Here is a 13,822-nt window from a genome sequence, read left to right as displayed (position 1 = left end):
TAGTCAAAACCGCCGCCCGAACCAGCACCGGAGAGGTACGAAACAAACGGGCCCTGCGCACCAGCGCAGGCACCTAAAACACAACACGAGTGTCAAGGATCAACCGAAACAGAAACGTCACCCATCAACCGACTCTGAACAGGGGCACAGACCAGACGTGTGGGGTGTGTCAGAGGCCGAAGGCCCCAGCCTCAATCAGGATCGTTGATCCGATCCCGATCAGAACGACGGGCAGGATGATGTGGCTCCACCGCGCCAGCAGCGCGGCGACGGCCTGTCGTGTCGCGAAGAACCACCCGGCGACACACCACAGGCCAACCCCGAGCAGGAACACCCCCATATAGGTAGCCGTGCCAAGCACATCAGCTAGCGCAAACACCGGCACGTACAGACTGATGTTGTCGCCGCCGTTGGCGAAGGTCACCGCCGCTACCTGCATGCCGCCCGCACCACGCGCGGATCCCACAGCCGCGGGATCGTCCTGCGCGCGCTCGCGCCACAATCTCCGTGCAGCTCGCAGACCCAACAGCAGCGGAACGAGGCCAAGGTAAGGAATTGCCGACGCGGGCAGCAGATTCGCACCGAAGGCGCCAATCACCGATACCGCCAGGATTGCCGCGAAACCTAGGTACTGGCCAACGATGACGCGCGCAACTCCCGATCGGGTCCTCGACGCCGGGCCGAAGAAGACCGCCAGCACCACCAAGTCGTCGATATTGGTTACGGCGAATATTGCCGCCGCTTTGCCGACCGTTGCCCAATCCACTGGTGCGAGCGCTCCTCAAGATCTGTGTCTGGCGTGTCCGCCGGCCAAAGTAGTCGAGTCAGCTGACGTCGCCGCCCCAAGACAAGCAGGGGCCCAGGGTGGGGGTGCGGCTACCAGGTTCACACACCCTTCTTCGTCAAGGGGCTCTGATTCAGCCTGAATGCATGAATACGAATCTTCCCGGGCCCGAGACCTACGACTACGTCGTGGTCGGCGGCGGAGCTGCCGGCTGTGTGGTGGCGGCACGGCTCAGTGAGAGTGCGGACCGTACCGTGCTGCTTTTGGAAGCCGGAGGTCCGGACACCGACCCCGACATTCTCGCGCCCCGCGGCGTTGGACATCTTCTGCGCGGCGAGTACGACTGGTGCGACATGACGGTCCCGCAACCGGAACTGCAGCACCGCGAGGTGCCCGTCTCCGCGGGTCGCACGCTTGGCGGCGGCGGTGCGATCAATTTCCTGGCGTGGTTCCGGGGTCACCGGCTCGATTACGACAACTGGGCTGCGCAGGGCATGGAGGGCTGGGGATGGGACGACGTACTGCCGAGGTTTCTGCGCAGTGAGGACAGCGAGCTGGGGACGTCGGATGTGCATAGCACCGGGGGGCCGATCGCCGTTACGACGGCCGCGAGCATGAATCCAATCTCGTTGGCGTTCATGGCAGCTGGTGTTGAGAACGGCCTGCCGTTGAACCGGGACTTCAACGGCGCGGAGCTCGACGGCGTGGGCCTCTTTCTCGCCAATATGCGCGATGGTCAACGCAACAGCGCGGCACACGGCTATCTGCACTCGATCCGGGACCGGCCCAACCTGACGGTTCACACCAATGCGCTCGTCCAGCGCGTCGCACTGAAGGACGGCGTCGCGCGAGGCGTGGTCTTCACCGACGTCACCGGAGAGCAGATCATTGTCAACGCGGACTCGGTCGTGCTGTGCGCGGGCGCATTGCGCACACCTCAACTGCTCATGCTCTCGGGGATCGGGCCCGCAGACCACCTGCGGGAGCTGGGGATCGATGTAGTTCACGATCTGCCCGGCGTCGGCGCGAACCTGCAGGATCACCCGGCGGCGATGGTCCGCTGGCCTCTCATTCACGGGAAGACGTGGATCGAGGACTTCACTCCTGAAAACGTCGATCGCTACATCGCCACGCGCAGCGGGCCTTTGGCGTCGCCATTCGGCGAAGTGGCCGCGTTCCTACGCTGCGGCGACAATGCTCCTGCCCCGGACCTCCAGATTTTCCCCTTGGTGATGGACTTCGCGGGCAGCGCAGACCCGGTGTTCACCTGTCTGGTGGTCCTTCTCAAGCCCGAAAGCCGGGGCACTCTCCGGCTGCGCTCCACGGACCCCTGGGCCAAGCCTCTGATCGACCCCCAGTACCTGGCCGAACAGGCTGACCGCGATCTCCTAGTCAAGGGACTCCGTCGAATCACCGAGATCGGGTCCGCTCCTGCCCTGCGCGCCTACCTCGGTGAGGCAGAGGTCTCGGTAACCGACACCGACAACGTGCTGTTGCAGTCAGTGCGGGACAACCTGATCTCGATCAACCACCCGGCCGGCACCTGCCGAGCGGGCACAGACAAGAACGCAGTGGTGGATCCGATGCTTAGGGTCCGCGGCATCGACGGACTGCACGTGATCGATGCGTCGATCATGCCCGACTTGCCCCGTGGCAACACGCACGCGCCTTCCATCATGATCGGAGAGCGCGGAGCCGACCTGCTACTGGCAGGAGCGAGGTGAGGACGTGGTGCAGTTGTTGCTGATCGACGGTGCCTGGCAGCAGTCAGCCACCCTAGGTACCTACGAGACACACAATCCGTTCACCGGCGAGGTCGCCTCCCAGGCTGCCGCCGCGACCCCCGGCGATGTCCTACGCGCTGTCGGCGCCGCCGAACGTGCGTTTCCTGCGTGGGCAGCGTTGCCACCCAATGAGCGCCGGCGAATCTTGTGGGCGGCGGCCGAGAGGATCGAAGCACGAGCCGATGAGATCTTCCAGGCCATCACCGCCGAAATGGGCGGACCCGCCGCCTGGGGCCACTACAACACCTCAGGACTGGCTGAGAAGTTCCGCTACGCGGCCGGCGCGGTCCACGAGGTTCTCACCGGTGAGGTCCTTCCATCCGAAAAACCAAATCGCACCTCGATGGCGATCCGTAAGCCAGTCGGCGTGGTTGCGTGCATGATCCCCTGGAACGCCCCGGCCCTGCTCGTCGGCACCTCGGTGCCCAACGCCCTGGCTGCGGGCAACACCGTCGTGATGAAGGCGTCAGAGCAGACTCCGCGAACCCACGGCTTGATCGCCGAGTGCCTGACCGAGACCGGATTGCCCGACGGAACAGTCAATCTCATCACCAATGCACCCGAGGACGGCCCCGACGTGGTGGATGCGCTGATCGCCCACCCGGCGGTGAGGCTGGTGCATTTCACTGGTTCCACCCGGGTGGGGCGCATCATCGCCCAGAAAGCGGCCGCAGCGCTGAAGCGGACAATCCTCGAACTCGGCGGCAAGGCGCCGATTCTGGTGCTCGCCGACGCCGACCTCGACCGAGCGGTCGAAGCCGCCGCCTTCGGCTCCTTCGCCAACTCCGGCCAGGGGTGCGTGATCACCGAACGCATCATCGTCGACCGCACCATCGCGGACGAGTTCATCCAGCGTCTGGTCGCGCGGGCCACTGCCTTCTCCTGCGGCGATCCCCGCGATCAGAAGACCGTGCTCGGGCCCGTCGTGGGACAGGACAGCATCAAGAAGCTGTCCGGCCTGGTGGCCGACGCCGTGGCAGCCGGCGCCACGCTGGTAACCGGGGGTACGGCCGACGGCCCGTGCTTCGCCCCCACCGTGCTGGCCGACGTCACTTCGGACATGCGTGCCTGGCGTGAGGAGTCCTTCGGCCCGCTGGTCACCGTTGTCGCCGTTGACGGGCCCGAGCAGACCCTGCGGATGGCCAACGACACCGACTACGGCCTGGCGGCGTCGATCTTCACCAGCAACGTGCCACTTGCTCTCGACCTTGCCAAGCGCCTCGACGTCGGCATGTGCCACATCAACGGCACGACGCTCGATGACGAACCCCAGGCGCCGTTCGGCGGCGTTAAGGACAGCGGCTACGGCAGATCTGGTGGCCGTACCGGTTTGCTGGAGTTCACCGAAACCCAATGGATCACGATAGAAGGCCCGTAGCAGTCCGCTCGGCCGTCCAACCGGCCAGACGAGTCAGAACTTGCTCGCTACGGCTTCCCGGCTCAGGGGTGCCGACGCGAAGTCGTTGCCCTGGGGCATCGAGTACGTCGAACGTCTGGTAGGTCAACTCGATGCGGCCCAGCTCGGGTAGCAGGAAAACCTTTGGGGCTCTAGGCAGTATTCCGACGTCCTGCTCATCCCACATGCTGCAGAACGTTGGCGAGTCGTTCCTGAGCTCGGCGACGATATCTGTGATGTCGCTGTCTTTCGGGAATCGTCCCGCGTTCAGGCGCAGTGAGTAGACGACGTTGCGCTGCATGGCTTCCCTGTCAGGTAAGAACGTGTCCGCCAGGGGGTGGGTGAACATGAGCCGCGCCATGTTCTGCACTTCCCCGAAGGGCGTCAGCAGCGCCTCCGAGATGGGGTTGACCGCGAGCAGGTCAAAGGCCGGGCCCAGCACGTACGCCGCCGCCCGCGGGGCACATATCTCCAGAATCCGCAGCAGCGAGGGGTGAACCAGGTCGCGCGGGCTGTTCGGCTTGAAGCGGGGATTCAGACCTGCCAGCCGGCTCAGGTGCTCGCAGGCATCCGGGGCCAGTCGAAGCGCCCGGCCGATGGCGTCGATCACCGACGGCGAGGGCTTGCGCTCCCGCCCTTGCTCCAAGCGGGCGTAGTAGTCGACGCTCACTCCGGCAAGCACCGCCACCTCCTCCCTCCGAAGCCCCCGAACCCGCCGACTCGAGGCACCGCACGGGAGACCAGCCGCTGCCGGTTCCACCCTTGCGCGACTCGCACGAAGAAATAAGCCCAGCTCGTTATCGACCGGGGCACTGCCCGAGAGGCTTGCAGGCGGAACCGGCACTTTCGACTGCCCCTTCGGGCTCATCGATCGAGTCACCTGAACATTCTCCTGTCCGGTCACGCAGCGAAGTCGCCAATTGTTGCGTCGCGAGGTTGTTGGCAATCGGGCTGACTTGGGGATCAGTCCCGTTTCTCACACTAACGTTCGGCGGCACAACTGGTCCGAGGTCGCGGGCGGACGCCACTAGCCAGACCTGCCCGGCGACTTTGGCTATGCTTCGCCACGTGAGTGTCGATCCGGCCTGGCAAAACGCGCCCGCAGCCCTGGTAACGATGGAGATCCGTCACCCCGCAACGGACTCCCTCACCGAGGAGTCGAGCCGAGAGCTCAAACACCTCCTCAGCGACGACCTGCCCATCGAACGCCAAGCCCAGGATGTGGCCTGGGGTGTGGGCCCGGGGGGCAGCCCGGCACCGGCGGGGGGTGAGCAGTTCGCCCGCTACGTCAACCGCGACGGCACGCAGGCCGCCTCGATCAAAAGCCAAGCCATCGTCATCGAGACCACCGCCCCCTACAGCTTCGAGGAGTTGTCCGACATCACGATGCGCGTCGTCGACGCGCGCTCACAGGTGTCGTCGATCGTCGGGGTGGAGCGCATCGGTCTGCGCTACCTCCTGGAGATCCGCGTTCCATTGGACGCCGACGGTCGCGTCGACTGGGCTGAATGGATCGCGGAGTCCCTGCTTGGGCCCCAGCGCATCGCGCCCGGCGGGTTGGCCCTGACCGAATGGCAGGGTGCCGCCGTCTACCGCGAAGAGCAACCGGGCAACTCGATGATCGTGCGCTACGGGCCGGGCATCGGCCAAGCGCTAGACCCCAACTACTACCTGCGCCGGACCCTGCCGCCGCAGCCGGGGCCGTATTTCCAGTTGGACATCGACAGCTTTTGGACCCCGGTCGCATCGATCCCCGAATACGAACGGGATGCGGTTCGTGCGACTTTTCACAATCTCTACGAACCCGCTAGCGCAGTGTTCCAGGAAATACTCACCAACCGCCTGAGGGACAGCCTGCTCGGCTAAGACCGACTGGTATCGCGCGAGCACCGCACTGCTGTAGGTCATATCGGCGAAGGCCTGCGCGACCTCGTCGTCGGGGTAGTGAAATCCATTGGCCGCGTGCAGCTCCTTGACCGTGTGCGATGACACTTCCCAGCCACGCTGCTTGATGTGGTCGACGAGGTGGCTGCGGTGGCCGTGGTAGACCAGATCGTTGAAGTCAACTTCGAAGCCGAGTTCGCTCATCCGGTCGTGGTGTGAACGCCATCGGGGGTCGGCGAAAATCGCTGTGTCGGGCACGAATTCGAAAGCCAGCTGGCTGCCGGGAGCGCTGAGCTCGGTGATGTTGTCGAACAACGCGTCCTGAGCGTCGTCCGGGAGGTACACCAGCAGGCCCTCCGCACTCCACACCGAAGGCGCCTTCGGGTCGAATCCCGCGGCCACCAGCGCGGTGGCCCAGTCGTCGCGCAGATCGATCGCGACGGTGCGCCGCTCGGCGGTCGGGTCCGCGCCGAGATCGGCCAGGGTCAGGGTCTTGAACTCGATCACGTCGGGCATGTCGACCTCATAAACGACGGTGCCCGCCGGCCACGGCAAGCGGTAGGCACGTGCATCCAGACCCGAGGCGAGAATCACCGCCTGCGTGACGCCGCTGCGGGCGGCGGACAGGAAGAACTGGTCGTAGAACCTGGTGCGACACGCCATCCCCTCGGCCATCCGGCGGGGGTCGAATTCGGTATCCCCACCGACGGGAATCTCGCCATTGACCAACCGGACGTACACATCTATTCCGACCGCCCGCACCAACGGCGCCGCATACGGGTCGTCGATCAGCTTCTCGTCGTTGGACAACGCCCGCTGAGCGGCGATCATGGTTGCCGTCGCCCCGACGCTCGTCGCGAGATCCCAGCGATCACTATCGGCGCGCGCCATGGTCCTCCCTTAACTCCGAATTCCAAACAAACATAGATAAGCTAGTTATTACCACAGCACCGGTGCCCGAAACTGCCGGGACTACCCTCCGAATTATCTGCTGCTCACGCGCCGGAGGACCCGTGACCGATTTTGCCCAACGGACCATCGACCTGGCCCGCCGAAACGTCGCCGAAGGTGGCCGCCCGTTCGCGACGGTGATCGTCAAAGACGGCGAAGTGCTCGCCGAGAGCGCCAACAAAGTCGCCCAGACCAACGATCCGACCGCCCACGCCGAGATCCTGGCGATCCGAGAGGCCTGCATGAAGCTGGGCACCGAGCACCTCATCGACGCCACCATTTACGTGATGGCCCATCCGTGTCCGATGTGCTTGGGCTCGCTCTACTACTGCTCGCCCAAGGAAGTCGTCTTCTTGATCGAGCGCGAATCCTATGAGCAGTACTACCTCGATGACCGCAAATATTTTGAGGTCTCAACGTTTTACGATGAGTTCTCGAAGAGCTGGAACCAGCGGAGGCTGCCCATGCGATACCAGCCCCAAGACGCCGCCGTGGACGTCTACCGGTTGTGGAATGAGCGCAACGGCGGCGAACGCAAATCGACGGTCGTCCCGGCGGACTGAGATCGCGCCCTAGGAAACCTTGGGGCAGTAATGCATTGGGTTGTCGCGCTCGTCGGCCGGCGGCAGGTTGCGCGCAGGTGTGTGCACGAGCGGCGCGTCGACCGGGATCCGTCCGGACGCCCGATCCAAACCGGCCCTGCCCCGCGGGTGCTTGCGGAATCGTGCTGGCACACAAGCGAAGACGAGACGAACGAAGTCACCCAACCGCCGGTGCAGCCATTCGTCGCGGCGCGACCACTGGTAGCCCATCAGTTGCCGCACTGATGGATCGTAGAGACCGACGGTGAACCAGACGAAGAGCGGTGCCACGAGTTTTCGTTGCGCCGCCCACAACCCATCCGGAAGCCATTGGGCGAAAGGAGGTTTGGGGAGCTCAGTCAGATCGAGAACGGCGCGGGCGGCCCAATTGTCCTCCAACACGTTGCTGCACATGTGATCCCAGTAGGTCTGAAATTCCTCCCAGGATGCCGGCACCGGGCGCATGCTCATGCCGTACATCCGGTACCAGTCGACGTGCTCGTCGAACAGCTGACGTTTCTGCGCCTCGGTCAGCCCGCCGCAAAACCGTTCGGCCACATGGATTGTGCCGACAAAGAATGTGGCGTGCGCCCAGTAAAAGACGTCGGGGTTCAATGCGTGATAGCGGCGGCCCTGTTCGTCAACACCCTTGATGTCGACGTGATAGTCGCGCACCTCGGCGCCAGTGACCGGCGCGCGGTCTTGGTCGAAGACGACTCCGCCGATCGGATACAGCGATCGCAGCAGTCGGGGCCAGCGTTCCCGGAAGAACGTCGAGTGGTCGATAACTGCCGCGCCCAGTTGCGGGTGCATATTTTGCATCGAGCCCGCCCACGGACCCTGCAACATGCCACGCCAATCGCCGAAGTACCGCCACGTCAGGGAATCCGGGCTGAGCGGGACTGGCGGCGCCTCATATCCCGACGGGGACACCGGACACCCGCTGGCGGCGCCGTCTGGCCCATCGAGAGAAATTGCCACCTCGCCGACAGTGGTCGCGTCGCTACCAGCTTCGGCGCTGGTCAGTGGGCAGGCTTCGGACGTATGTTTGGTCACTGTTGGGTTTCCTGTAGCTAGCAGAAATTCTGACTACGTACGTTGTCAATCCAAAGCTTAGGAGCGATGTGCAGTCCGGTCAACGACGGGGCCGTTGGTCAGGCGTCCCCCTGGAAAGTCGTCACGCCCTTCGCCGCGACAACCTCATCGCCGCTGGCGTGCAGTTATTGGGCAGCGAGCGCGGACCCGCGCTCACCGTGCGTGCCGTCTGCCGCAAGGCTGCGCTCACCGAACGGTATTTCTACGAGAGCTTTTCCGACCGTGACGAATTCGTGCGTGCCGTGTACGACGACGTCTGCGCGCGGGCTATGACGGCGCTCACATCGTCGGACACCCCTCGCGAAGCGGTCGAGCAGTTCGTCGAGCTGATGGTCGACGACCCGGTACGCGGGCGCGTGCTGCTGCTGGCTCCAGCCGTCGAGCCGATCCTTACGCAGTCGGGCGCGGAGTGGATGCCCAGCTTCATCGATCTGCTGCAGAAAAAGCTGTCCAACATCGGCGATCCGGTGCTGCAGAAGATGATTGCCACCAGCCTGGTCGGCGGCTTGACGAGCCTGTTCACCGCGTATTTGAACAGACAGCTCGGGGCCACCCGCAAGCAATTCATCGATTACTGCGTCAACATGCTTTTCAACACGGCCGCCCCGTATGTGCCGCCCCCGGAAGGGGTATCCGAGTAGCAATCGGTCGCCCGGCCGTCACCACCCAGCATCACGACGCCAAGTTGTGATCCGGCGCGCCCGAGTGGGAACTTGATGCTACTGACCGACACAGATATATTGACTGCAACCATTAGACACAGATAACTGGGGGCGTCATGTCAGCCGAAATGACCGACCTGCAGCTTTTGCATGAGCTTGAGCCGGTCGTCGAGAAGTACCTGAACCGACACCTGACCATGCACAAGCCCTGGAACCCGCACGACTACATCCCGTGGTCGGACGGGAAGAACTTCTACGCGCTCGGCGGGCAGGACTGGGACCCCGAGCAGAGCAAGCTCTCCGACCTCGCCCAGGTGGCGATGGTGCAGAACCTGATGACCGAGGACAATCTGCCGTCCTATCACCGCGAGATCGCGATGAACTTCAGCCTGGACGGCCCCTGGGGCACCTGGGTCAACCGCTGGACCGCCGAAGAGAACCGGCACGGGATCGCGCTGCGCGACTACCTCGTGGTGACCCGCGCCGTCGACCCCGTCGAATTGGAGAAGTTGCGCCTCGAGGTGGTGAACCGGGGCTTCAGTCCGGGTCAGAACCACCAAGTTCGAGCCGATCTGTTCGCCAGTAGCCTCTTCGACTCGGTCATCTATGTCACGTTCCAGGAGCTCGCGACCCGAATCTCGCACCGCAACACGGGTAAAGCCTGCAACGAGACGATCGCCGACCAGCTGCTGGGCAAAATCTCCGCCGACGAAAACCTGCACATGATCTTCTACCGGGACGTCAGCGAGGCCGGGTTCGAGATCCATCCCAATCAGGCGATGAAGTCGCTGCACAAGATCCTGCGCAACTTCCAGATGCCCGGCTATCAGGTGCCCGAGTTCCGGCGCAAGGCCGTGTTCATCGCCGTCGGCGGCGTCTACGACCCCCGCATCCACCTCGAAGAGGTCGTCATGCCGGTACTCAAGAAGTGGCGCATCTTCGAGCGCGAGGACTTCACCGGTGAAGCCGCCGCACTGCGCGACGACCTTGCCCTGCTGATCAAAGAACTCGAAGAGGCCTGCGACAAGTTCGAGGTGTCCAAGCAACGCCAGCTCGACCGGGAAACCCGCACCGGCAAGCGAACCACCGCAAACGAGCTGCATCAGACCGCCGGCAAACTGGTGATGAGCCGCCGGTAGTACTGCATGCGCATCGGTCCGATCACGCTCGCCAGCCCGGTGGTGCTGGCCCCGATGGCAGGCGTAACCAACGTCGCGTTCCGGACGCTCTGCCGTGAACTAGAGCTGGCCAGGGTCGGCACGGTCAGCGGACTCTACGTCTGCGAGATGGTCACCGCGCGTGCCTTCGTCGAGCGGCATCCCGTCACGATGCACATGACGACGTTCTCTCCCGAGGAATCGCCGCGCTCGCTGCAGCTCTACACCGTCGACCCCGCCACCACCTACGCGGCGGCCAAGATGATCGCCGACGACAACCTCGCCGACCACATCGACATGAACTTCGGCTGCCCGGTGCCCAAGGTCACCAAGCGCGGCGGCGGCGCGGCGCTGCCGTTCAAGCGCAGATTGTTCGGCCAGATCGTGGCGGCCGCGGTGCGCGCCACCGAAGGCACTGACATCCCGGTGACGGTCAAATTCCGCATCGGCATCGACGACGAACACCACACGCACCTGGACGCCGGCCGCATCGCCGAAGCTGAAGGCGCGGCAGCGGTCGCGCTGCATGCTCGCACCGCGGCGCAGCGTTACTCCGGCACCGCGGATTGGGAGCAGATCGCCCTGCTCAAGCAGCAGGTACAAACCATTCCGGTGCTCGGCAACGGCGACATCTACGACGCCAGCGACGCGCTGACCATGATGGCCAGCACCGGATGCGACGGCGTCGTGATCGGCCGTGGCTGCCTGGGCCGGCCCTGGCTGTTCGCCGAACTGTCGGCCGCATTCACCGGTAGCCCGGCCCCCACTCCGCCAACCTTGGGCGAGGTCGCCGACATCGTGCGCCGGCACGGCGCATTGCTCGCCGCCCACTTCGGCGAGGACAAGGGCATGCGCGACATCCGCAAACACGTCGCCTGGTATCTGCACGGCTTCCCGGCCGGATCGGATTTGCGGCGCGCACTGGCTCTGGTCAAGACGCTCGATGAACTCGACGAGCTGCTGGGCAGGCTGGACGGCACCGTCGCATTCCCGGAGGCGGCGACCGGGCCGCGTGGCCGTCAGGGCTCGCCCGCCCGCGTCAGCCTGCCCGAAGGCTGGCTGAACGACCCCGATGACTGCACGGTGCCGGCGGGGGCCGATGTCATGCACTCCGGCGGTTGAAGCGAACCCCGTTCGAAATCGCGCCCAAGGCGATAAGTCAGTACGATGTGGACCTTGCTGGATTGCGCTTGAGCGGCGGTTGGTTATCCCGCTGCGCAGGGGCTACTGAATACGCGCGACCCAACGGGTAGCGAAGTTGCAGCGCTGTCAGCGCGGCGCTGTGCTGAATTGGCGCACGGACATCACTGACGGCGGCATCAGAGCTTCGGAGGCGGGTGAAATATGAGTGACGGCGAGGTAGACGCCACTTTTGGCCACCGCCGCTCTCCCGACCGCCAACCGGTCACCCCGACCCCTCCCGCCGCACGCAGCGCCGCACCGTGGGAGCGGTTCTCCGAATCACCCGCCGACGACAGCATCCACCGTTGGCAGATCGAGCCCCGTCACCAGACCCACCCAGAAGCACCCGCGGAGCTCTCCGCCGAGGCCGTCGAGCCCCCACCCCGCGGCTCCGCCAGCAGCGGAAACCATTCCTCCGGCGCGGTCAGCGTCGCCGACCTGATCGCCAAGGTCGGCACCGGCGCCACCGGAACCCGTCATCGCCGCGCGGCCCTCGACGATGAACCCGCCGAACCCGATCCGGAGTGGTTCGTCGACCAGCAGGACACCCAGGTCATCGATACCCCGGCCTACTCACTCGACGTCGTCTCGGAGATTCCCGACCTCGAGCTCACGAACTACCCGAACGGCGACGACTCCGAGTCCCAACTCCCGGTCGAGGAAGCGGGTACGTCACACCCGGTCAAACCGGAGCAGGCCCGCCGACCGAAATCTCCGGCAAGCCTGGCGCCGAAGCTCAAGTCCCGCCGTCGGCCGATACTGCTGGCGCTTCGATCGCTGACCGCACTGTTTGCCGGGCTGGCGTTGGCCCTGACCGGGGGCGCATGGCAGTGGAGCGCGTCGAAGAACCACCGGCTCAACATCGTTAACGCGCTCGACCCGAATTCCGGCGACATCGTCGACCCCAGCGGTCAGTACGGCGATGAAGACTTCCTGATCGTCGGTATGGACTCCCGCTCCGGCGCCAACGCCGACATGGGCGCGGGCGACACCGAGGACGCCGGCGGCGCACGGTCGGACACCGTGATGCTGGTGAACATCCCGGCGAACCGCAAACGCGTGGTGGCGGTCTCGTTCCCCCGCGACCTGGCGATCACCCCGATGCAGTGCGAAGCCTGGAATCCCGATACCGGTAAGTACGGACCCCTCTACGACGAGAAGACAAAGACCTGGGGTTCCAAGAATATCTACACCGAGACCAAACTGAACTCGGCATTCTCCTTCGGCGGTCCGAAATGTCTGGTGAAGGAAATCCAGAAGCTGTCCGGCCTGAGCATCAACCGGTTCATCGCCGTCGACTTCTCCGGCTTCGCGAAGATGGTAGAGGCACTCGGCGGTGTCGAGGTGTGCAGCAAGACACCGCTGCACGACTACGAACTCGGTACCGTCCTCGAACATTCGGGACGCCAGCTCATTGATGGCCCGACGGCGCTGAACTACGTACGGGCCCGGCAGGTCACCACGGAGTTCAACGGCGACTACGGCCGCATCAAGCGCCAGCAGTTGTTCTTGTCGTCGCTGCTGCGTTCGCTGATTTCCGAAGACACTTTGACCGACCTGAACAAGCTCAACAACGTCGTCAACATGTTCATCAGCAATAGCCGGGTGGACAATGTCGGCACCAAAGACCTTGTTCAGCTGGGGCAGTCGTTGCAGGGCATGGCGGCCGGTCACTTCACGTTCGTCACGGTGCCCACCGGTGTGACAGACCAGAACGGCGACGAGCCGCCGCGCACGTCCGACATGAAGGCGCTTTTCAACGCGATCATCAACGACGATCCACTGCCTGAGGAGAACGACCAGAACGCCGCGAGCCTGGGGACGACGCCAACCTCGGGGCCGACAACCGCGCCCACGACCAAGAAAGCACCGCCGCCCAGCACGGCTCCCGAAGCGCGACGCGAGCAGGTGACAACGACCTCGCCTGACGAAGTCACCGTGCGGGTCTCCAACGCGACCGCACAGAGCGGGCTTGCCGCGACCGCCACCACCGCGCTCAAGCGCAACGGGTTCAACGTCATGTCGCCCGATGACTATCCGAGTTCGCTGACCTCCACGACGGTGTTCTTCTCGCCCGGCAACGAGCAGGCGGCCGCGACGGTTGCCTCGGCGTTCGCTAATTCGAAGGTTGCGCGGGTTTCCGGCTACGGTCAGGTCGTCCAGGTGGTGCTGGGTCCCGACTTCAAGGCGGTTACCGCTCCCGCACCCAGCGGCTCGTCGCTCAGCGTCCAGATCGACCGCAGTCCGGGCAGCACGCCAACCAAATTGCCGGACGATCTGACGGTGACTAACGCCGCCGATACCACCTGTGAATAACCATAATTCGCTGACGTAGGCCGCCGTTTC

At 64.5% G+C, this 13,822-nt stretch carries 11 protein-coding genes and 1 pseudogene; 8 read left to right on the top strand and 4 right to left on the bottom strand.

Features of this window, described 5'->3' with window-relative positions; all coding sequences use genetic code 11:
- Nucleotides 1-169: 169 nt before the first annotated feature.
- Complete coding sequence (locus DB708_RS03505; RefSeq protein WP_235616598.1) at nucleotides 170-766, bottom strand: cadmium resistance transporter; 597 nt, start codon at nucleotides 764-766, stop codon at nucleotides 170-172.
- Between the two features lie 164 nt (nucleotides 767-930).
- Between DB708_RS03505 and DB708_RS03500 the strand changes: the two genes are divergently transcribed.
- Nucleotides 931-2,508: a GMC family oxidoreductase gene (locus DB708_RS03500; RefSeq protein WP_201263404.1), complete on the top strand. Its 1,578-nt coding sequence runs from the start codon at nucleotides 931-933 to the stop codon at nucleotides 2,506-2,508.
- A gap of 4 nt (nucleotides 2,509-2,512) precedes the next feature.
- The gene (locus tag DB708_RS03495) at nucleotides 2,513-3,946 is read left to right on the top strand and encodes an aldehyde dehydrogenase family protein (RefSeq protein WP_108920515.1); all 1,434 of its coding nucleotides are present in this window, start codon (nucleotides 2,513-2,515) and stop codon (nucleotides 3,944-3,946) included.
- On the opposite strand, the gene DB708_RS03490 is transcribed toward DB708_RS03495, so the two are convergent.
- Nucleotides 3,927-4,832 (bottom strand): helix-turn-helix transcriptional regulator, encoded by a 906-nt coding sequence (locus tag DB708_RS03490; protein ID WP_108920585.1) that lies wholly within the window; start codon nucleotides 4,830-4,832, stop codon nucleotides 3,927-3,929. The genes DB708_RS03495 and DB708_RS03490 overlap by 20 nt on opposite strands.
- A gap of 188 nt (nucleotides 4,833-5,020) precedes the next feature.
- Between DB708_RS03490 and DB708_RS03485 the strand changes: the two genes are divergently transcribed.
- On the top strand, nucleotides 5,021-5,830 hold the full coding sequence (locus DB708_RS03485; RefSeq protein ID WP_108920514.1) for a TIGR04255 family protein: 810 nt from the start codon (nucleotides 5,021-5,023) through the stop codon (nucleotides 5,828-5,830).
- Between the two features lie 12 nt (nucleotides 5,831-5,842).
- Here DB708_RS03485 and DB708_RS03480 read toward each other — a convergent pair.
- Nucleotides 5,843-6,739 (bottom strand): annotated as a pseudogene (locus tag DB708_RS03480) (class I SAM-dependent methyltransferase); the annotation flags it as partial.
- A 62-nt stretch (nucleotides 6,740-6,801) separates the two neighbouring features.
- Between DB708_RS03480 and DB708_RS03475 the strand changes: the two are divergent.
- Nucleotides 6,802-7,362, top strand: a complete 561-nt coding sequence (locus DB708_RS03475; protein WP_409347548.1) for a nucleoside deaminase — start codon at nucleotides 6,802-6,804, stop codon at nucleotides 7,360-7,362.
- A 9-nt stretch (nucleotides 7,363-7,371) separates the two neighbouring features.
- Here DB708_RS03475 and DB708_RS03470 read toward each other — a convergent pair whose 3' ends face one another.
- The gene (locus tag DB708_RS03470) at nucleotides 7,372-8,436 is read right to left on the bottom strand and encodes an oxygenase MpaB family protein (protein ID WP_108920512.1); all 1,065 of its coding nucleotides are present in this window, start codon (nucleotides 8,434-8,436) and stop codon (nucleotides 7,372-7,374) included.
- Nucleotides 8,437-8,504: 68 nt separating this feature from the next.
- On the opposite strand from DB708_RS03470, the gene DB708_RS03465 reads away from it, so the two are divergent.
- From DB708_RS03465 to DB708_RS03450, 4 genes are all read left to right on the top strand, one after another.
- Nucleotides 8,505-9,116 carry a TetR/AcrR family transcriptional regulator gene (locus DB708_RS03465; protein ID WP_108920511.1) on the top strand — a complete coding sequence of 204 codons (612 nt, stop codon included), beginning with the start codon at nucleotides 8,505-8,507 and terminating at the stop codon, nucleotides 9,114-9,116.
- A gap of 137 nt (nucleotides 9,117-9,253) precedes the next feature.
- Complete coding sequence (locus tag DB708_RS03460; RefSeq protein WP_108920510.1) at nucleotides 9,254-10,276, top strand: acyl-ACP desaturase; 1,023 nt, start codon at nucleotides 9,254-9,256, stop codon at nucleotides 10,274-10,276.
- 6 nt (nucleotides 10,277-10,282) lie between these two features.
- Entirely contained in the window at nucleotides 10,283-11,416 is a 1,134-nt protein-coding gene (gene dusB / locus DB708_RS03455) for a tRNA dihydrouridine synthase DusB (RefSeq protein ID WP_108920509.1), read from the top strand.
- 222 nt (nucleotides 11,417-11,638) lie between these two features.
- Nucleotides 11,639-13,792, top strand: a complete 2,154-nt coding sequence (locus tag DB708_RS03450; protein ID WP_108920508.1) for an LCP family protein — start codon at nucleotides 11,639-11,641, stop codon at nucleotides 13,790-13,792.
- Nucleotides 13,793-13,822: the final 30 nt, after the last annotated feature.

This window comes from Mycobacterium montefiorense (assembly GCF_003112775.1).
Classification (GTDB): domain Bacteria; phylum Actinomycetota; class Actinomycetes; order Mycobacteriales; family Mycobacteriaceae; genus Mycobacterium; species Mycobacterium montefiorense.
The sequence above is the reverse complement of the archived record's forward strand: the minus strand, read 5'-3'. Positions and strand labels throughout refer to the sequence as shown.